Source organism: Bradyrhizobium sp. STM 3562 (genome assembly GCF_045571435.1).
Taxonomy (GTDB): domain Bacteria; phylum Pseudomonadota; class Alphaproteobacteria; order Rhizobiales; family Xanthobacteraceae; genus Bradyrhizobium.
In genome coordinates this window covers 4318719-4338390 of record NZ_CP120694.1, presented here as the reverse complement: position 1 = coordinate 4338390, position 19672 = coordinate 4318719, and the positions used below count along the sequence as shown (strand labels likewise).

Here is a 19672-nt window from a genome sequence, read left to right as displayed (position 1 = left end):
CGGCTCATTCGCCCGAAGGCTCGACCTCGGCAAGTTCCGCGCCTTCCTGCACGATGTCGCCGACCTTGCACCTAACGGCCTTCAGGACGCCGGCAAACGGTGCCCGCAGGGTCTGCTCCATCTTCATGACTTCCAGCGTAAGGATCGGGGCGCCTTTGTCCAGTTTAGCACCCTCCTGTGCAAGTACCGCGACGACCGTTCCGGGCAATGGCGCCATGATCTTGTCCTCGCCGGTCTGCTCCTCCGTTTCGCCGCCGAACGGATCGACCCAATGCAATTCGAAGCGCCCGTTGCGGGTCCGCAGGTAAAGCTCATGTCCGTCGATCATCGCGACCACAGGCGTTCTCACGTTGTCGAGCGTGAGATCGAAGCTGTCGCGTTCGGCTCGGCTAAACGCAAAAGTATGCTCGCGGCGGTCGATCGCAAGCGTCATAGGCGCCTTGCCATAGCGCAGCGTCACCTTTCGCTCAGCCCCGTGGCCTTGCCGAAACGAAAATACCCGCTCGCGGCGGCCGACCGGCATCCAGCCAAAGCTCTGCCAGGGCGAATGCGCCACGGCCTTTGCCACCTCCGCTTCCCCGCCGAGGAGCGCCGCTACGGCCGCGCACAGTTCGAGTTCGCCCGCAGGTGGCGGGGCGGGCGTCAACGCCTCCAATTCGCGCTCGATGAAGCCGGTATCGATCGTGTTGGCAGCAACTTGCGGATGGCTGATCAATGCCGCGAGAAACGGAATATTGGTGATCACGCCGCGGATGTCGGTCCCCTGCAGACCCCGGTTAAGCCGCTCGATCGCGTCCCTGCGCGTGGGCGCCCAGGCGATCATCTTCGCAAGCATGGCATCGTAATAGGGCGAGACCGTATCGGTCGCCCGATAGCCAGCATCGATGCGCAAACCCTCGCTGTCTTCGGGATGCCGCCAAGCGCTGATCTTCCCGACCGAGGGCATGAAATTCCTGGCGGGATTTTCCGCATAGATGCGCGCTTCGATGGCGTGACCGTTCAACCTGATCTGATCCTGGTTCAGCGGCAGCTTTTCGCCGAAGGCGACGCGCAATTGCCACTCGACGAGATCAATGCCGGTGATCAGCTCGGTCACCGGATGTTCGACCTGCAGGCGGGTGTTCATCTCGATGAAGAACACATCCTTGCCGTCCGAAACGAACTCGATCGTGCCAGCGCCGACATAGTTGACCGCGCCCGCGGCTTTCCGCGCGGCAGCGCAGACCGCCTCACGCTGGGTGGCGTTGAGCGTCGGCGATGGCGCCTCCTCGATCACCTTTTGGTGCCGCCGCTGCAAGGTGCATTCGCGCTCGAACAGCGACAACAGATTGCCGTGACTGTCGCCGATGATCTGCACCTCGATATGCCGGGGATTGTCGACGAATTTCTCGATCAAGAGGCGGTCGTCGCCAAAGGCGGCCTTGGCCTCGCGCTTGGCGCTAACGATCGCGGCAGAAAGCTCGTCTGCCGAGCGCACGATCCGCATGCCGCGTCCACCGCCGCCCGCGGACGCCTTGACCAACACCGGAAAGCCAATCTTGTTGGCGGCATTCGCGAGTATCGCCTCGTCCTGCGCCTCGCCGTGATAGCCCGGCACCAATGGTACGCCGGCCTTTTCCATCAAAGCCTTGGAGCCGGATTTCGATCCCATTGCGGTCATCATCTCGGCGGTCGGGCCAACGAAGACGATGCCGGCTTCCGCACAGGCTTGTGCGAATTCCGCATTCTCGGAAAGGAAACCGTAGCCAGGATGCACGGCCTCCGCGCCGGTCTTGCGCGCGGCCTCGATCACCCGCGCGATGTCGAGATAGCTGTCGCGGGCCCGCGCAGGGCCGAGCAACACGGCCTCGTCGGCCATCTCGACATGCATGGCTCCACGGTCAGCCTCGGAATAGACGGCGACCGTGCGCAGGCCCATCCGTTTGGCGGTGCGGATCACCCGGACTGCGATCTCTCCGCGATTGGCAATGAGCAGCGTGCGGAAGCGACGGTACAACTTGGAACGATCCATCGTCACATCCTGAACAGTCCGAATTTCGTGGGTTCGATCGGCGCATTCGCGGCGGCGGAAAGACCGAGCCCCAGGATCAGCCGCGTGTCGGCTGGATCGATCACACCGTCATCCCATAGCCGCGCGGTCGCATAATAGGGATTGCCCTGGCTTTCATATTGCGCGCGGATCGGCGAACGAAACGCCTCCTCCTCTTCCGCCGACCAGGCCTCACCCTTGGCTTCGATATTGTCGCGCCGGACCTGGCTCAGCACCATGGACGCTTGCTCACCGCCCATGACCGAGATTCGCGCGTTCGGCCACATCCAGAGGAAACGCGGGCTGTAAGCGCGCCCGCACATGCCGTAATTGCCGGCACCATAGGAGCCGCCGATCACGACCGTGAATTTCGGCACCGAAGCCGTTGCGACGGCAGTCACGAGTTTCGCACCATCACGCGCAATGCCCCCGGCTTCGTATTTTTTGCCGACCATGAAACCCGTGATGTTCTGCAAGAACACCAGCGGAATGCCACGCTGACAGCAGAGTTCGATGAAATGCGCGCCCTTTAGCGAGCTTTCGCTGAACAAAATGCCGTTGTTTGCGATAATACCGACCGGGTAACCCCAGATATGAGCGAAGCCGCAGACGAGCGTCTGGCCGTACAGCTTCTTGAACTCGTCGAATTCAGAGCCATCCACAATCCGCGCGATGATGTCGCGTACGTCGAACGGCTTTCGACCGTCGACCGGCACCACACCGTAAATTTCTTCCGCCGGAAATAGCGGCTCGCGCGGCTCTCGCATATTCAGCACATTGTGCCGCGGCGGCTTGAGCGTGCCGACGATGCGCCGTGCGATCCCGATCGCATGCGCGTCGTTCTGGGCGTAATGATCGGTGACACCAGACTGGCGCGAATGCACGTCGGCACCACCGAGTTCCTCCGCGCTGACCACCTCGCCGGTCGCAGCTTTCACCAAGGGCGGCCCGCCAAGGAAGATCGTGCCCTGATTGCGCACAATGATGCTCTCATCCGACATCGCCGGCACATAGGCGCCACCGGCCGTGCAGGAACCCATGACTATGGCGATCTGGGGGATGCCCAGCGCCGACATCTGCGCCTGGTTGTAGAAGATGCGGCCGAAATGTCGTTCGTCAGGGAAGATCTCGTCCTGCAGAGGCAGAAACGCTCCGCCGGAATCCACCATGTACACGCAAGGAAGATTGTTCTGGCGCGCGATGTCCTGGGCGCGCAGGTGCTTCTTCACCGTCATCGGGTAATAGGTGCCGCCCTTGATCGTGGCATCATTAGCCACGATGACGCATTCGCGCCCGGCAATCCGTCCAACCCCAGTGATGATGCTGGCGGAGTGCACGTCGCCACCATACAGACCGTAAGCGGCGAGCGGCGACAATTCGAGAAAGGCCGTGCCCGGATCGACCAACAGGTCGACGCGCTGACGGGCGAGCATCTTTCCGCGCGACGTATGCCGGGCTCGGGAAGCCTCGCCGCCGCCACCCGCGACGGTCGTCAGTTTCTCGGTGAGATCCGTAACCAGCGCGCGCATGGATTCGGCATTGCGCGCGAAATCCGGTGATGCGGGATCGATATTGGAATGCAGCGGCATGGCTTTCGCGATTTATGAAATGCCGCAATCGAAGGCGGCTTGCGTTAAGGTGTCATTGCAAAGCCGCCTCGGCAACTCCGGTGTGGCCGCGCGGGCCGAGCCCGCGGGGTTGGCAGCGCCCCCCCCGCAACGGCTAGTGCGTCCAGGGTTCACCGCGCCGGAACGAAAAATTGTCGGCATAGGCCACCGGGCGCCGGACCGGCTCCTTCGGCTCCATCACTTGATAGGGAATGCCCTTGCGTTCGCAGTAGGCGATAGCCTCTTCCTTGGTATGGAAGCGCAAGGTGACCTGCTGCTTCATGTCGGTCGAGGAGGTCCAGCCCATCAGGGGCTCGATGGCGCGGGGTTGCTCCGGCTCATAGTCGAGCTGCCAATCCAAGATGTTGGCCTTACCCGATTGCATGGCGTTTTTGGCGGGCTTGAAAATCCGTGCAGTCATGGATGGTCGGGACCTCGAAAAAAGCCGTATTGAAGGGCGTGGTCGAAACGTCCAAGATAGGCTAGAGCCACCGCTCGTGGTCTTGAGCGGTGATTCCTCGACCCGGGACGTTACCCTCGCCCTCCCGGTATAGTCACTCTGTCGCGCTGTGACAATCGCGACACAGCAGGGTGGCAAGCTGAGGCGGCAAGGGGCTCCACCGGCTTCAATTTCAAGAAACAACTTTACCCGCGAAACGCCCATGAAGATCAACGCCAGCCTGCCGGAAAAAGGACGCGATCTCCGCCTCGACCTGTTTCGCGGCATCGCGAACTGGGCGATTTTCCTGGACCATATTCCCGATAATGTCGTGAACTGGATCACGACCCGGAACTGGGGGTTTTCCGACGCTGCCGACCTGTTCGTTTTCATTTCGGGCTACACGGCCTCTTTCGTGTACGCGCGGATGATGATCGAACGCGGCTTCATCGTCGGCGCGACCCGGCTCACCAAGCGGGTCTGGCAGCTCTATGTCGCCCATGTCATCCTGTTCGTGATCTACATCGTGGCGATCAGTTTTCTGGCGCGGCGCTTCATGGATTCCGAGCTGATCAACGAGTTCAATGTCGCAGGCCTCGTCGACCATGCCACGGAGACCCTCGGCCAGGGGCTGCTGCTCAAATTCAAGCCGGTCAATCTGGACGTGCTGCCGCTTTACATTGTGCTGATGGGGTTCTTCCCGCCAGTGCTGTGGTTCATGCTGCGCCAGCCCGACCTCACCATGGCGGCGTCGATCGTGCTCTGGCTGGTCGCCCGGCATTTCGGCTGGAATTTCACTGCCTATCCCGCCGGCGTCTGGTACTTCGATCCGTATGCTTGGCAGGTGCTGTTCGTGTTCGGCTCGTGGTGCGCGCTCGGCGGCGCCAAGCGGGCAGCCTGGATCATCAATTCCAAGGCTGCGCTTTATCTCGGCATCGCTTACCTGATCTTTGCGCTGATCATGACCATGGCCGGCCGCTTTCCGGACTTCGGAGCGCTGTTCCCGGATTGGCTGTATTCGACGTTCAATCCGAACGATAAGACCTATATGGCGCCCTATCGCTTCCTCCATTTCATCGTCATCGCGATGCTGGTGGTGCGCTTCATTCCGAAGACCTGGCCGGGCCTGGAGTGGCCGGTTTTCGATCCGGCCATCGTCTGCGGCCAGCAGTCCCTGGCGGTGTTCTGTGTCGGTGTTTTCCTGTCCTTCGTCGCACACTTCACGCTGACGCTCAGCTCCGGCTCGTTCCTTGCGCAGGTCCTGGTCAGCGTCGCCGGCATCGCCATCATGACCACGGTTGCCTACTACATCTCCTGGTCGAAACGGCAGGACAAGCCGGCGGCTAAGGCCGCGGCAGCAGCCCCCAAGCCGACGTAGAAGGCTGTAGGTGGCGAAGCGCTTCAACGACGTCCCCTGCCCCTGGGCTTGTCGCCAATCAGCCGGCCACGGGAAGAGATACCGCCCCAAGCGGTGGACCAGGCGAGCGTTGCATCGGACGCTGGCTCGCCGGACCGGCCGGACGAGTCCGGATTCCGCTTGCCCTGCAGCGCGAACATCGCCCCCTGCGGGTCGATGCAGCGGGCGATCCAGGTTCCGTCCCAAAGTTCGACCGGCCCCTGCGCGATCCGGCCGCTTGCCGACTTCACTTGCTCCATGGCGTTGTCGAGGTCGGCGACATCGAAATAGTAGAGCCAGAACGGCACCGGCGTGGCGGCAAACTTGGTGAACATGCCACCGAGCGTGCGCCCGCCCGCGGCAAACAGTTGATACGAGTCGAGCGGAGCCGCTTCAGCCCGCGCTTTCTCCCAACCGAACAATGCGCTGTAGAAGTCAAATGCCGACTTGCCATCGGCGGCGAGCAGCTCGTGCCAGCCCACGCGGCCAAGCTCACTCGCCTCTGCAGCACGCGCACCGCCATATTTGAGCCCTTCGGCCAAGGCGAACGTTGCCGTCTGCGGATCGGCGACAACCGAGATGCGGCCGATATTGCTGTCGGTCGGCGGTACATATATCGCACCCCCGAGATCTCTGAGCCGCTCCACCGCGCCGTCCACGTCCTGCACCGCGACGTAACCAACCCACCGCGGCATGGCGCCTTTTTCGCGTCCTTCTGGCGGCAGCTCCATCAGGCCTGCTACCGGCATGTCGTCGATGCTAAAGACCCGGTAAGCGAATTGTGGCGTGGAGGCGTCCTGCACATCCCAGCCGACAACGTCGCGATAGAACGCTTGGGCTGCGGGCAAATCGGTCGTCAGCAGTTCGTACCAGGCAAAGGTCGCGGGATGATCGACCATTCAGAACTCTCTCCGATCGCCTCAACAACCAATTGCGGCAACGCATCGCAACTTGCACGCGTCGCGCGTGCGCTCATGATTGTGAACGTTTTTATTCAGCGCGTGATTCATCAAGATGAACAGGAACTGAATACACTACAACGAGTTAGTGAAGCCATCTAACTTGCCTAGCGAACGAGCCAAGCGTAGAATTTATTGGCTGGAGTTTGAAAACACTTCTGACAGGTATGGAGGATGCGACGATGCCACGGGTGAAGCAAGCTTCGAAACTGAAGCGCGTGACCAAAGCTGCTGCCGTGCCGGCATTGGGTGCCGCTGGACTGGGCCTTTCTATGGTAGGAAGCGCATCCGCGTCTACGATGCCCACAGCAGACGTCCCGCAATCGCTGAACACCGTGCCGAATCAGCGCTTCGTTCTGGGCGAGGAGGAAATCGCCGACGTCAGCCTCGCGACCTTCCATCTCTTCGATAAAGAGAGCGGCACCGGTGGTGTGCAGCAGATGGCCTGGGGCTGCCGCTGTGGCGGTTGCCGCGGTTGTGGCTGCCGCGGCTGCGGCTGCAGGGCCTGCCGTTGTGGCGGCTGCGCTGGTTGCGGCGCCTGCTGTGCGTCTTGGGGCGTCTGCCGTTGGTGCTAAACCGCCGCGCATTCTGATTGCGCAGCAACGAGCGCTTATTTCATTGGCCGGGCTCGATAAGGGACCCGGCCAATTCATGTGCCCGCCACAGCGCTCTCGCCGCTCGTGACTTGGCAGCCTCTGCGGCCGCAGACCGAGCATATTTCCAAGCACGGCGAAACATGCTAGCGCGCGGTCTGGACGAGAATGCCTGCTCGCCGCGGAAGCCGGCATGCGCCGGCGCTGGACCTTCATCGATAGAGTGCGTGTGCTGACACGATGACCGCCAAACGCAACACCCAGAAGGCCGACGCCGTTCTGCAGTTCGCGCCGAATTTCACCGCCTATGTGCTGCCCGGCGATGTCGTCTGTCTCTATTCCGAGGATCGCAAATTCTTCCTTCATGGCGCGCTCTATTGCGCGCTCGCAGAGACGATCGGCGACCGCGGAAAGAGCCAGCAACAGCTCCTCGCCAAGCTGAAGCCCAAATTCCCGGACGGTCAGATCGAGGAAGCGCTCAAGCGCCTGATCGAGCGCGGCTACGTCGTGCCCGTTTCGAATTCCTTCACCGCTCCTGTGGCCGGCTATTGGGCGAGCCTCGGCCTTCCTCCCTCCGCCGCCGCAGAGGCTCTCAAGAAGTGTCGCGTGCGCATCGAGGCGATCGATGTGGACGGCGCCAGGGAGCTGAGCACGGCGCTGCGCGATCTCGGCGTCAACATCGTCAATCGCTCGCCCGATCTCACCGTCACGCTCGTCAACGACTATCTGGAGCGGCGGCTCGCTGAACTGAACAAGCAGCGTGTGACCGACAGGACGCCGTGGTTGCTGGTCCAACCGTCCGGCGTCTTTCCGCTGGTCGGGCCGGTGTTCAATCCGCCGGAGAACGCATGCTGGACCTGTATCTTCGACCGTATGATCAGGAATCGCGAGATCAAGGGTTTTCTCGAGCGCGGACCGGCGCGGCCCGTTGCGGTCTCGCCGCTCGTGCGCAAGCCCTTTGGTCAAAACGCTGTTCACTTCGCCGCGGTCGAAATCGCCAAGGCGATCGCCTCCGGCTTCCGCACCGATCTTAACGATCACATCGCAAGCTTCGACCTTCTGGGCGCGACGGTTGCAAGACACTACGTGGCAAAGCGGCCGCAATGTCCCGATTGCGGCGAGCGGAAGCTGCAGAACCCGCGTCGCGCCCCGAAGCCGATCGAGCTCGGGCCCGGCGCCAAACTGGTCATGACCAGCGGCGGCTATCGCACCGTCACCTCGCAGGCCACGGTGGCGCGCTTTCGCAGGCATGTGAGCCCGCTCACCGGCGTGGTGACGAAGCTCGAGCGTATCCAGGCCGACCTGCCGCTCAACACCAACTTCTTCGCCCAGCACAATTTCTCCGCCCCCGCGCAAAGCCTCGACCAGCTCCGGTCCGGGTTGCAAGGCGGCAGTTTCGGCAAGGGCTCGACCGCGGAGCAGGCCGAAGCCAGCGCGCTGATGGAAGCGATCGAGCGTTATTCCGGGATTTTCCAAGGCGACGAGATCAGGTTCAAGCGGCGCTTCACCGACTTCGCGCCGGGCGAAGCGATCCTTCCCAACGACGTCCAGCTCTTCAGCCAACGGCAGTTCGAGACGCGGCTCGATCCGCAAGCGGACGATCAGCATCCGGTGCCCCCGCCGCTCGATCCATCCGAGAAGATCGAATGGACACCGGTCTGGTCGCTCCGCGATCACCGCTTCCGCTACGTCCCGACGGGCCTCGCGTATTTCTTCTATCACGATGCGCATACGGATTCGAACGGCTGCGCCGCCGGCAATACGCTGGAGGAAGCCATCGTGCAGGGTTTCCTCGAGCTCGTGGAACGAGATGCCTACGCGATCTGGTGGTACAATCAGGTACGCCGTGCCGAGCTTGATCTCGACCAGTTCGACGATTCCTATGTCCGCGATCTCAGATCGCAGTTCGCTGCTGCCGGACGCAAGGTCTGGGTGCTCGACGTCACCAGCGATCTCGGCGTGCCGACCTATGTCGCGATCATGCATTGGATCCAGGACGGTCACGAGAACATCGAGTTCGGCTCCGGCGCGCATTTCGATCGCCGCATTGCGCTGCTGCGCGCGCTGACCGAGCTGAACCAGTTCCTGGCCATCGGCATGATGGGCGGCGCCAGCGGCGAGAAGCCGTCGCTCGACGGCGTCACCCCGCTGCGGCTCGAGAACTACCCGTTCCTCCTCCCGGCCGAGAATCCGGTCGTACCGCCTGCGCCGGGCCTCAAGCTCGCCGATAACAGCCGCGGCCAGGTCGAGGCGTGCGTCGATGTCGCCCGCGAAGCGGGTTACGATTTTCTGGTGCTCGACCAGACCCGCCCCGACGTCGGCGTGCCGGTTGTGCGCGTGATCGTGCCCGGCTTGCGCCACTTCTATCGCCGCTTCGGCCCTGGCCGGCTGTACGATATCCCCGTCAAGCTCGGCCTGCTCGACCGCCCGCGCCTGGAGAGCGAGCTGACCCCGTTCCTCCCGCACACCTGACGGAAGCCGGATTCCTTGCGTGCTCCTTCCAAGAAACCAGGGCGAAAGACGCAAAGCGCGACGCTGTCCGCAAGACTGAACGAGCGCGTCCGCCTGGAGGCGCAGGCCGACGGCCGTCTCGCCGCCAGCGTCGACGGCTATCCGCTCGACCTTGGTCCGTTCAGCACAGGAGCGATCAAGCAGGCCGCAGGATTGCGCGCCGGCCTGCCGCTTGGGTCTTTCGCCGCCGCCCGCAAACCGCTCGACCAGGAGATTTCGGCATTGGTCCGGCGCCTTGCCCGCAGCGGGTTGATCGAGTACCCGCTGTCGCGCGGAAACAAGCATCTCGCCGTCATCGAGCCGCAGGTTGCGGATTACTGGCCGCAAGCCGCAAAGCTGCGCGCAAGCGATACCGTCGTGCTGTCCCGCTTTGCCTATCTGCGCCGCCGCGGCAATGCGCTGGTCCTGGAGTCGCCGCGCGCCGCCGCGCTGTTTCAGATCTGCGATCCGACCGTTGCGAGCTTTCTTGCCCAACTGTCGAAGCCGCAAAAGCTTGCGACCCTGCGGCAGCAGCGCGGATTTCCGGGGCTTGAGCTGTTCGCGCTGCTCGCCGATTGCCAGATCCTCCTGACGCTCGATGCCAAGGACGGCGACGGCCTGCGGCCGCAGGAAGGCGACGACAATCTCGTGCTGTGGGACTTCCACGATCTCCTCTTCCACACCCGCTCGACGGAGGGGCGGCAGGCCAATCCGCTGGGCGGGCTCTACCCTTACGCTGGCCTGATCCCGCCGCTGCCGGCAGAGCGGCCAAGCTGGCCGGGCAACAGGATCGAGTTGATCGGGCTCGAGCCGCCGACACGCGCGCCATTGCCGATGCCAAAGCTCTTGCGCGAGCGCCACTCGGTGCGGGACTTCGACGAGGCCAACCCGATCACGCTCGCCGAGCTCGGCCAATTCCTCGACACCACCGCCCGCGTCCTGTCGCGCTGGGAGAGCCCGGTCGATTTTGAGGGCGACGGCCCGGTCGTCGGCTTTACCTCTCGTCCCTACCCGTCCGCCGGCAGCGCCTATGAACTCGAGCTCTATCTCGCTGTCGCCAATTGCGCCGGCCTGTCGCGCGGCTTCTATCACTATGATGCATCCGCGCATGCGCTGGTCGAGATCGGGGCTGCTGCGACAGAATTGGAGGCCATGCTTGGCGCGGCGCAATTCGCCATGGATGCAGCCACCTTGCCGCAAGTGCTGATCACCATTGCCGCACGGTTCGGGCGCTTGTCCTGGAAATACAGCGCAATCGCCTACTCCCTGATTCTGAAGGACGTCGGAGCAATGGTGCAGACGTTCTATCTGACCGCCACCGATATGGGCCTCGGCGGCTGCGCCATCGGCACCGGCAATATCGAGCTGTTCGCGAGGATGACGGGGCTGCCGTTCCACGCCGAAGGTCCGGTCGGCCAGTTTGCGCTCGGCCGCGGCGCCCAGGCGGAAGCCGCGGATTGACCGGCCAAAGGCCCCTCTGGCTTTGTCATTGATCCAGCGCAAAGACGGGCGGGCCGCGATCAGCTTCTTCTATCCGCACGCGGGCGTTCCTTCCCCGGAATACCGCTTTGACTTGAGGATGCTCCCGGGAGGACGCCCCGGGCACGCTCGGGGGCATCCATTTTCGTTTGGCCAGCCTGTCGTCACAGCGGACTCCGTCCGTGGCCGATGGGTCATCGAGCTTCGCAACAGCCATGGCCTGTGCCTGTGGGTCGCGACGTAAACGCATGCAATTTTCAAACAGCATCAGGATACGCGTTCGCATTCCCGCGGCGCATTTCGCCCGAGCTTTGCTCATAACCACCCTCTTCGAAATCAGAGGGCGCAGGGAAGACCGGGTGTTCGCCACACCCATGGCCCCGTGTGCAAAAAAGTGCGCAAAAGCGCACACGGGAGTAACCACAGGTAAGGCGGTGTCACACCGGCCTTCCCTGCGCGATGGTTTACGGCTTACTCCGCGCTCTCCTCGGTGAACCAGCTTGATTGCCACCGTCGCCGGCGCGATGCGTCAGCATCGTCGCCAACTTGACGCCTGCATGGGCGCGCCAGGACCACACGACTTCGCCGTCCGCGAATAGTGCCGCTCGTCTGTCGGCACTCACGCGGCCACCGCATTCCGCGCCACGTTCGTGACGATCGCGATACGCCCCTTGCCGGTGCGGAACGGCGCTCATTAACCCTCAATTTCGCAAAAAAACGAAAGAGAAATATTTTTTCGCGGGGGACTGGACGGCCCAAATCAGCTTGAAGCGCCTCATGAAACGGGTTTTTACCTTGGCCTCGTGGTCGTCGCGCTGTGTGTCGCGATGACGGGCGGCTTTGGAGTGAAGGGGCCGTTCTGGGCTCTCGTATCCGAATGGATCAGCCCCGCGAACAAGGCTGCAGGGATCGCCATGATCAATTCGCTCGCGAATGTCTCCGGCTTTGTCGCGCCTTTCCTGCTCGGCTTCATCAAGGACCAGACGGGTAGCTTTGCGCTCGGCTTGCTGCCGATGATTCTGATGGCGCTCGTGGGGGCTGCGGTCGTTCTCGCCATGAGCCGATCCATCCAGAGGCCGTCGGGCGCCCTTCCCTGGTCTGAATTGGCGGCCAACAATTCGGCGTCACGCCGTGCAGGCCCCGACCTCACCGGTGTCGGTCAATCCGGCCTTCGTTGATACGATCGAATCCGCCACGCGCGGCCGAAGCCGCAGGCCCGTACGTCGAAAGCGAAATGCGAGGCGGCTGTTCGAACCGCCTCGCATGTTTGTTACCGCCGGCGCGCGCGAACAACGAGCCAGCGGCCACGGTGCCGCAAATCACTCTTATGTCCAGGTGCATCGCCGGACCACGGGCGTCGGCCTGGAGTGGCTGCCGTCATCGTCGGGCTTACCTTTCTTGCAAAGGCCTGCGAGCTATGCGGATCACGCCGACAAGGAGCGCGGAGGCAGGGCGGCGTGTTGTGTGATCGAGGGTCTCGGCGCTGCGCGGACATCCGCAACTAATCCGCCCTCAAATACGCACCCTGCAATCAATTGAAACGAAAAGGGTTTTGGTCGGGGCAGCTGGATTCGAACCAACGACCTGCAGTACCCAAAACTGCCGCGCTACCAGGCTGCGCTATACCCCGCTCCTCGCCATGCGAGATACACGCTCAAGGCGGCGGCAGCAAGGCCACAATCCTATCCTGCGGAGCCGGTCATTGGGGTCCGGCAGTTGAATCCCGAGCTTCGCCGGTCGACACCACCCGCCCCTTACCTCGATCTGTCACCCTGATGAGGAGACCGCCATCGCTCCGCGCCAATCGCGGCCCGTTGGCCGGCTCTGCGGCCGTCTCGAAAGGGTGACGGGCCGAATGGTTGCGGCGGGGCCGTTCATCCCTGCAGGCTCGCGGACCCCGTCATCGGACCTCGCTTCCGCGCGGCCCCAGTGGCTCGCGCCCCAGGGATGACGGTTCGAGATTGCCGCCGCGAATTTGACTAATGCGAAGACAGCGCGGGCGAGCCGGTTTCGGGATGGATCTCGGCTGCCATCATGCCCTTGGCTCCGGGCCCGAAGCGGACCAGCACATATTGGCCGGGACGCAACTCCGTCATGCCGAACCGCCGCAGCGTTTCCATGTGCACGAAAATATCCGGCGTGCCCTCACCCATGGTGAGGAAGCCGAAGCCGCGCAGGCGGTTGAACCATTTGACCTGCGCCCGCTCCAACCCACTCGTCGGAGTAACCGTGACATGAGTCCTCGGCGGCAGCATCTGCGCCGGATGGATCGCGGTGGACTCATCCATGGAGAGGATGCGGAAGGCCTGATAGCCTTTGGCGCGCTGCACGCATTCAACCACCAGGCGAGCGCCCTCGTAGGCGGTCTGGTAGCCGTCGCGCCTCAGCACGGTGACATGCAGAAGCACGTCGGGCCAGCCATTGTCTGGTACGATGAAACCATACCCTTTCGAGGCGTCGAACCATTTGATGGTTCCGCTGATCTCGACCAGGTTGGCGGTATCGCCCAATCCGGAGATCGCCTCGATCGCCGGATCACGGTCACGCCCAGTGCTTGAAAATTCACTCGGTCCAAGCCGGTTTGCCCCGGTCCCACCCGACAGGGGACCTCCGCCCTTCTTGGACTCAAAACTGTCCGACCCCATAAATCCGGACCTCACAACATTCGCCGTCCGCCACCCGCGACGGCACCCGAACTCGCGCCATCAACGATTCTCTCTGATGAACCCGCGCGAATCTCTCAAAACAAAAGATAACATCCCGGCTTGCGGCGCATAGAAAAAAAACAAAATTGTCGGAACCTATGAACAGCTTGCACAGGCCGAATCACTCGAGCCTTAGACTTTGCGCTAAAGCGGCGACCTTGCGCTAACGCAACTCTGCGGGCGCGGGTCTAGTCGCCCACAAAGGGGCCCAGCGCTTCTCCGATATCGTGTCGGATCACCAGATCCGCAATATCGTCCTGATCGGTCGGCTCGCGATTGATAATGATCAGACGAGCGCCGGCATCCTTGGCCATCATTGGAAACCCGGCGGCGGGCCAGACCACGAGCGATGATCCGATCGCAATAAAGAGGTCGCATGCCTGTGCGAGCTCGGTAGCGCGCTCCATTGCATCTTCCGGCATCGCTTGTCCAAAGGAGATGGTGGCGGTCTTCACCGGCTCATCGCAGTCGATGCAATCAGGCGCGCCGTTCTCATCAAAGCGCTGCTTGACCCAAATGAGATCATAGATCTTGCCGCAGCCGATGCAGCGGGCATAGGTCGTGTTGCCGTGCAGTTCGATCACGTGATCGGGCGCGAAACCCGAGCGTTGATGGAGATTGTCGATGTTCTGGGTGATGACGGCGGGAACCTTGCCGGCGCGATAAAGCGCGGCGAGTGCGCGATGGCCGCGCCCCGGCTTCGCCGCGGCAAAGGTCGGTTCCATGGCAAAGCGCCGCCGCCAGGATTCGTCGCGCGCCTCCTGACTTGCGACGAACTCCTCATAGGGGATCGGCCGGTTGCGGGTCCACAACCCGCCCGGCGAACGGAAATCAGGTATGCCAGATTCCGTCGAGATGCCGGCGCCAGTGAAGGGAACGATGGTCGACGCTTCGGCGATCATCTCGCCGAGCCGCTCCACGCCGCTACGAAGATCCGATGCGATCATAGACGATGAACCGATTGTGCTGGCCGCGCTCAATCTAGCACGGCCAGCAGGATTTCGTCTTCCGTCGCCTTGCAAAGTCTCCCGGTCGGTAAAGCTGGTGAGCCGTCTTTCTGGTTAGCCAGTCTTGATTGGGGCGCGCCCGTCCACAATCAGGCCGCTTCGGCCACCGGCGGTTCGCCTTCCGGCTTGGCCTGCTCGGCCTCGATGCTCTTCTCGCTCTTCTTTGCACGCGCGACCGGAGGCGCGGCTTCCTTCTTCTTTGCCGCCTTGCCGCCGTATTGCGACAGGCGCTCGAGTTCCGCCTCCAGCTCCGCTTGCCTGGCCGCGACCTTCTCCGCGAGCTTTTCGATTGCACGGTCGCGCAGGTTCGCGAGTTCTTCGATGCTCATTGCATCAAGATCGATCTTTGCCATCTGCTCTCCCCTCTTGTTCGTCGTGTGTTGTTCGTCATGCATCGCAGCACCCTTGCATGCATTGGCGAACGCAAAGGGTACGCAACGGCCATCCTCGCGCCGCTGATCGATTGCACGCTCCCGATCCTTCGGCGATCCCTTCGATCCCGGCGGAAAGCCACGTCGCGCGTCGCGATATCTTTTTGCGTATCGAGAAGCCACGTTTGCGACAAGGACGGCTTGCGTCTTATCCACCACCAACAGCGCGCAGCTCCCGCCAGATCGCAGATCGCGTCCGCACGCATCACAATGCCGTGTCGCTCTTTCCCCAATCGCGCCCCAATCTCATAAGCAATGTATGTTGTACGACTCAAACTCTCGTCGAGTACACGAGTCCGATGCCGTGGCGCGGAGGACTCCAACAACAAGGGATCGGCATGACCGAACAAAAGGACCGCCTCGCGAAAGAACGCGAAGAAATCGCCGCGCGCATCGCAAGCTTCCGCGCAACGCAGGAAAAATTCGAGCGCGAGCGCGAAGAATATTTCACGACGACTATGGAAAACGCCCGCAAGGGCGGCCGCCCCTCATTTTGGCCGTGACGCTTGTGGCCGTGAGGCGCGCCTCGCGCGCCAAGTAACGCTCCAAGCAATTGAGCGCCTGAAAAAGCCCGGAAGCGGATGCTTCCGGGCTTCTTTGCATCACCAGTAGTGGCGATGCCAGTAGTGGTGCCGATGGTAGTACGGACCGCCGTAATAGGCGTAGGGGCCCGGACCATAGTAGTAGGCCGGAGCCGGCCCGTAGTAGTAACCCGGTCCGTAATAATAGGGGCTGGTGGCCGCGATCGCGCCTGCGGTCAAGGCGCCTGCGGCGAGACCGAAAGCCAATCCCGGACCCCAGCCGCGCGCCTGTGCCGGCGCGGCCATGGTGGTCGCGCCCAACGTTGCGGCGGTCGCCAAGATCGCGAGAGCTCTTTTCATACCCTTCTCCTCCTCGCTTGTGGCCCTGCGCTCCCAACGCAAACCCGCATGCGATGGTTTCGGGGAACTGCTGCGTGCAAGCGGAACCGTAACGCCACCAGGCATCCGAAAAATCGAGCTGCCGGGAACGAAGCGATGCGCGCTGCGTTATGCGATTTGTTGGAGAGGCTAGAGCACGTGAAGGCCCGTCGACATCTTTTCAAGGATGTCGGCGGGTTGTTTTTTATGGCCGCTGAATGGCCGCCACAGCCAGAGCTCGCGCCATGTGAAAGCGCGGCAGCTTCCATCCGTGGGTGACCGGGAACCAACTCTACCTTCGGCAGTTGTTATCAACTTAGGAGTGTGCCCGTGCCAGCCTGGATGGAAGTCCTGATCGATCTCGTCGGCTATGCCGGCTTCGTCGTGCTTGCGATCCACCACAAGCCGCCGAGCGACGATAACGAAACCGCTCACCGCCCGAGGTGAACCGCAGCGCTGCGCATCAGATATCCGCGAGGCGCTTTAAGGTTGCATGAAAGCTCAGGCTGCGGGTGCCCACCAGCGTCGTGCCGAATACTTCAGCATGATCGTCCGAAAAGGTCCCTGAAAAACCGCTGGTCACTTCTTTGCCGCCGAACAGCGGGCGAACGAATGGATCCGGAAATTCCGTGTGCTGGTTCGTGGCGAGTTCGCCCTTCCAGGTTCCGTTGCCGCTCTTATAGGTGCCGACCGACCAGAAATAGGGGCCACCCGAGATCAGCTTGCCATCACGCAAGATGATGATGCCGCTGTCGCGGCCCTCCACACCATCAAGCATCTGGATGTGGATGGAATAGAGCCCGTTCCGCATGGGATCGTTGCCCCCTCTCCTCCACAACATACAGCCGGCCGGCGGCCGCGTCGAGCGGACCCCGCGCGCCTCTGATTGCCGGCCGCTCGCCGGCGGGCGGTCCAGGTCCGCCGGCCGGTCTCGATCGGCGCGCGCATCACTGGTTGCACGACGAAGTCGTCCATGCCGGCGCGGGACGGGCAGCCCCGATCGCGGGAGTCAGAGAACGAAAGTTGCCAATTGATAAAGCGCGTAAACGACCTCGAGACCCATCAGAACGAGTGCTGCGATCATCATGTAGAAGCCAAAATGCATGAGACCCTTGGACCAAAGATTCCTTCCGGCCCGCGCGCATCAGCGGCGGCCGACAACGAACACAATACGCATTGGTGATGGCGCAAGCTTTGAGCCGCAATCGATTCGTCGTCAACGACTTTCACCCGCTTTGTTGTCGTCGTGACGACGTGACTCTTTTCTGCAACGCGTCCGCGCGACCGAACGCTGCAGTGCTGCGCCTGGATGGTAAATCAGGTCGTAAATCGAAGGCGCGAATCCCGGGCCGTAAACGGAAACGCGATCATCGCGGCGCGACGTAAGAAAAGTCGAACGCCTGCCAACGCTCCGTCTTTCTGCCTGAACTGCAGGCTTCCGCCGCCGCGGAAGACGCCTCAGTCGCGGACCTCTTGAATGGAGGCTTCTTATTCGACGCAGGCTCCTGTCAGTTCACGCGCCGTGGAGAATCTTGATTCCCCACAGCACGACGACGATGGCCGACACCAGCGTGGCCGCCGCCAATACACTTTCCAAGGAAGCGACTCTCATTCGTTACTCTCCGCTTCCCAGCCCCGCCTCGGGGTCTAGTTGATTCGTTGATTCCGCCGCAATCGCGGCCTCACGGTCAAGCCAACGCAACCAACCGGTTGTGCTTTGCCGGGCACACATATATCCGGAGAAGTACGGAGAGGAACCGAAGCATCAGCCGCGGCGAGCTTCCGCACATCTTGCGGCGCAAAGGCCGGCCAATGGAGCGAATTTGATCGCAACGGGCGAGCCGTCGCAGGTCCGCGACCCTGCCCTTTGCATGCTTTTGCTGCTAAGAACCCTCCCGCAACCAACCGGCCCTCAAGGGAGACAACGAACATGCGCTTTCTCCACACCATGCTGCGCGTCCACAAGCTCGATGCCGCGCTGAAATTCTATCGCGATGCGCTGGGGCTGAAGGAAGTCCGCCGGATCGAAAACGATAAAGGCAGGTTCACACTGGTGTTTCTGTGCGCGCCCGAGGACGAGGCGGCGCTGAAGTCGCTGCCGCCGACGCGCGGCGCGCCGCTGGTCGAGCTCACCTACAATTGGGACGAGGAGAAATACGGCGAAGACCGCCATTTCGGCCACCTCGCCTATGAGGTCGACGACATCTACGCGACCTGCGAGAAGCTGATGAAGATGGGCATCACCATCAACCGCCCGCCGCGCGACGGCAACATGGCCTTCGTGCGCTCGCCCGACCTGCACTCGATCGAGCTGTTGCAGAAGGGCGAGCCCAAGCCGCCGGCCGAGCCGTGGGCATCGATGCCGAATACCGGCCACTGGTAGCAGCCGGAAGATCCGAGCGCTTTCCGGCACAAGAGGCTCCGCCTCAACCGCGGGGCCTTTTGCATTTTGGCCTCGCGCGCTTTAAGACAGTGACCCGAGTAAAAAGCGTATGCGACGGGAGCGCGCCGTGAGTCAGGGACTGACGATCTGGGGCCGGGCCAATTCGGTCAATGTGCAGAAAGTGCTGTGGTGCCTCGCCGAGCTCGACCTTCCCTTCGAGCGCATCGATGCCGGCATGCAGTTCGGCCACACGCGCGAGCCTCATTATCTCGCGATGAATCCCAACGCGCGCGTGCCGACGCTGGTCGACGGCGATTATGCGCTGTGGGAATCCAATTCCATCATGCGTTATCTCTGCCTCGCCTATCGGCCGGAAACGCCCATCTATCCGCAGGAACCGAAACGGCGCGCCGCGGTCGAGCGCTGGCTGGACTGGACGCTCTCCACGGTGCAGCCGGTCGATCGTCCGGTGTTCTGGGCCCTGGTGCGGACGCCGCCGGAGAGCCGCGACATGGCCGCGATCCAAAAGGATGCCGATGCGGCCGCCGAGGTCTGGCGGGTCGCCGAGCATCATCTGTCGACGCGGCGGTATATCGAAGGCGACGAGTTCAGCCTCGCCGACATCGCCCTCGGCGCTTATGCGCGGCGCTGGCTCGGGGTCGAGGGCATCACGCGGCCCGGGCAGCCGCATCTGGAGCGCTGGCTGGCACTCATCGCCGAGCGGCCTGGGTTCAAGCAATACGTCGCGCCGCCGATGTCGTGAGGTCGCCCATATCGCCCGTCATTCGGGGCGATGCGACAGCATCGAACCCCGACTCTCGAGATTTCGGATCTGCGCTTCACGCACCGGAATGACGGCCCTACGGCTACCTGACGAACTTGACGCCCACCGATTTGCCGCGGCGCCAGACCACCTGGCAGGTCCGCCCCGTGCGGGCGTCGCGGGCGAAGGCCAGGCGGAGTCTGGCGGGCAAGATATTGATGTCGTCGAGCACCAGCCGCGCGCCGGATGACGAGATATCGGCGATCACGCACTGGCGCGCCGCGAATCCGCCCTCGAGGGTGATCCAGGCGGGTTGCCCGAAAAGCTTGCGGCTGTCTCGTTTTCTCGTCGGCGCCATCGTCCGGCTCTCCCGAAGCGCTAGGGCTAACCACCGCAATCTTTAAAAACTGTTGATTTTTCAATGCAAAAAGCGCCTTGTGGGCAGCGATCAAGATGGTTGCCGCGCCGTCTTGCCCCTCCGCGCAAACGCCT

Annotated in this window: 18 protein-coding genes and 1 tRNA gene; 8 read left to right on the top strand and 11 right to left on the bottom strand. The window is 62.5% G+C overall.

Annotated features, from left to right (window positions below):
• Positions 1 to 4: 4 nt before the first annotated feature.
• The 3 genes from P6U23_RS20095 to P6U23_RS20085 form a co-directional block, all read right to left on the bottom strand.
• A complete protein-coding gene (locus P6U23_RS20095) occupies positions 5 to 2011 on the bottom strand; it encodes an acetyl/propionyl/methylcrotonyl-CoA carboxylase subunit alpha (protein ID WP_407174225.1) in 2007 nt (668 codons plus the stop codon).
• 2 nt (positions 2012 to 2013) lie between these two features.
• The gene (locus tag P6U23_RS20090) at positions 2014 to 3618 is read right to left on the bottom strand and encodes a carboxyl transferase domain-containing protein (RefSeq protein WP_407174223.1); all 1605 of its coding nucleotides are present in this window, start codon (positions 3616 to 3618) and stop codon (positions 2014 to 2016) included.
• A 133-nt stretch (positions 3619 to 3751) separates the two neighbouring features.
• A complete protein-coding gene (locus tag P6U23_RS20085; RefSeq protein ID WP_407174222.1) occupies positions 3752 to 4057 on the bottom strand; it encodes an ETC complex I subunit in 306 nt (101 codons plus the stop codon).
• A gap of 241 nt (positions 4058 to 4298) precedes the next feature.
• On the opposite strand from P6U23_RS20085, the gene P6U23_RS20080 reads away from it, so the two are divergent.
• Entirely contained in the window at positions 4299 to 5453 is a 1155-nt protein-coding gene (locus P6U23_RS20080; RefSeq protein WP_407174220.1) for an OpgC domain-containing protein, read from the top strand.
• A 23-nt stretch (positions 5454 to 5476) separates the two neighbouring features.
• Here P6U23_RS20080 and P6U23_RS20075 read toward each other — a convergent pair whose 3' ends face one another.
• Positions 5477 to 6370 (bottom strand): VOC family protein, encoded by an 894-nt coding sequence (locus tag P6U23_RS20075; protein ID WP_407174218.1) that lies wholly within the window; start codon positions 6368 to 6370, stop codon positions 5477 to 5479.
• Here P6U23_RS20075 and P6U23_RS20070 point away from each other — a divergent pair.
• The 4 genes from P6U23_RS20070 to P6U23_RS20055 all read left to right on the top strand — a co-directional run bounded on the left by P6U23_RS20070 (position 6359) and on the right by P6U23_RS20055 (position 12170).
• Positions 6359 to 6532, top strand: coding sequence for a hypothetical protein (locus tag P6U23_RS20070; RefSeq protein WP_407174216.1), 174 nt, complete (start codon positions 6359 to 6361; stop codon positions 6530 to 6532). The two genes, P6U23_RS20075 and P6U23_RS20070, sit on opposite strands and share 12 nt — an antisense overlap.
• A gap of 731 nt (positions 6533 to 7263) precedes the next feature.
• Positions 7264 to 9495 (top strand): TOMM precursor leader peptide-binding protein, encoded by a 2232-nt coding sequence (locus P6U23_RS20065; protein ID WP_407174214.1) that lies wholly within the window; start codon positions 7264 to 7266, stop codon positions 9493 to 9495.
• A gap of 15 nt (positions 9496 to 9510) precedes the next feature.
• Positions 9511 to 10974, top strand: a complete 1464-nt coding sequence (locus tag P6U23_RS20060) for a SagB family peptide dehydrogenase (RefSeq protein WP_407174212.1) — start codon at positions 9511 to 9513, stop codon at positions 10972 to 10974.
• An 845-nt stretch (positions 10975 to 11819) separates the two neighbouring features.
• On the top strand, positions 11820 to 12170 hold the full coding sequence (locus P6U23_RS20055; RefSeq protein WP_407174210.1) for a hypothetical protein: 351 nt from the start codon (positions 11820 to 11822) through the stop codon (positions 12168 to 12170).
• A 375-nt stretch (positions 12171 to 12545) separates the two neighbouring features.
• On the opposite strand, the gene P6U23_RS20050 is transcribed toward P6U23_RS20055, so the two are convergent.
• The 4 genes from P6U23_RS20050 to P6U23_RS20035 all read right to left on the bottom strand — a co-directional run bounded on the left by P6U23_RS20050 (position 12546) and on the right by P6U23_RS20035 (position 15057).
• Positions 12546 to 12622 (bottom strand) — tRNA-Pro (locus P6U23_RS20050).
• A gap of 349 nt (positions 12623 to 12971) precedes the next feature.
• A complete protein-coding gene (locus P6U23_RS20045) occupies positions 12972 to 13637 on the bottom strand; it encodes a cold-shock protein (protein ID WP_407174208.1) in 666 nt (221 codons plus the stop codon).
• Positions 13638 to 13885: 248 nt separating this feature from the next.
• Positions 13886 to 14644 (bottom strand): SIR2 family NAD-dependent protein deacylase, encoded by a 759-nt coding sequence (locus P6U23_RS20040; protein ID WP_407174206.1) that lies wholly within the window; start codon positions 14642 to 14644, stop codon positions 13886 to 13888.
• Positions 14645 to 14793: 149 nt separating this feature from the next.
• The gene (locus P6U23_RS20035) at positions 14794 to 15057 is read right to left on the bottom strand and encodes a hypothetical protein (protein WP_407174204.1); all 264 of its coding nucleotides are present in this window, start codon (positions 15055 to 15057) and stop codon (positions 14794 to 14796) included.
• A 56-nt stretch (positions 15058 to 15113) separates the two neighbouring features.
• Here P6U23_RS20035 and P6U23_RS20030 point away from each other — a divergent pair, with 56 nt between their 5' ends.
• Positions 15114 to 15638 (top strand): hypothetical protein, encoded by a 525-nt coding sequence (locus P6U23_RS20030; protein ID WP_407174202.1) that lies wholly within the window; start codon positions 15114 to 15116, stop codon positions 15636 to 15638.
• A 99-nt stretch (positions 15639 to 15737) separates the two neighbouring features.
• On the opposite strand, the gene P6U23_RS20025 is transcribed toward P6U23_RS20030, so the two are convergent.
• Positions 15738 to 16016: a hypothetical protein gene (locus P6U23_RS20025; RefSeq protein ID WP_407174200.1), complete on the bottom strand. Its 279-nt coding sequence runs from the start codon at positions 16014 to 16016 to the stop codon at positions 15738 to 15740.
• A 481-nt stretch (positions 16017 to 16497) separates the two neighbouring features.
• Positions 16498 to 16845: a GrlR family regulatory protein gene (locus P6U23_RS20020; protein ID WP_407174198.1), complete on the bottom strand. Its 348-nt coding sequence runs from the start codon at positions 16843 to 16845 to the stop codon at positions 16498 to 16500.
• Between the two features lie 1119 nt (positions 16846 to 17964).
• Between P6U23_RS20020 and P6U23_RS20015 the strand changes: the two genes are divergently transcribed.
• Positions 17965 to 18417: a VOC family protein gene (locus tag P6U23_RS20015; protein ID WP_407174196.1), complete on the top strand. Its 453-nt coding sequence runs from the start codon at positions 17965 to 17967 to the stop codon at positions 18415 to 18417.
• Between the two features lie 127 nt (positions 18418 to 18544).
• Positions 18545 to 19180 carry a glutathione S-transferase family protein gene (locus P6U23_RS20010; protein WP_407174194.1) on the top strand — a complete coding sequence of 212 codons (636 nt, stop codon included), beginning with the start codon at positions 18545 to 18547 and terminating at the stop codon, positions 19178 to 19180.
• A 103-nt stretch (positions 19181 to 19283) separates the two neighbouring features.
• Here P6U23_RS20010 and P6U23_RS20005 read toward each other — a convergent pair whose 3' ends face one another.
• Positions 19284 to 19538 (bottom strand): PilZ domain-containing protein, encoded by a 255-nt coding sequence (locus tag P6U23_RS20005; RefSeq protein WP_407174192.1) that lies wholly within the window; start codon positions 19536 to 19538, stop codon positions 19284 to 19286.
• Between the last annotated feature and the right edge of the window lie 134 nt (positions 19539 to 19672).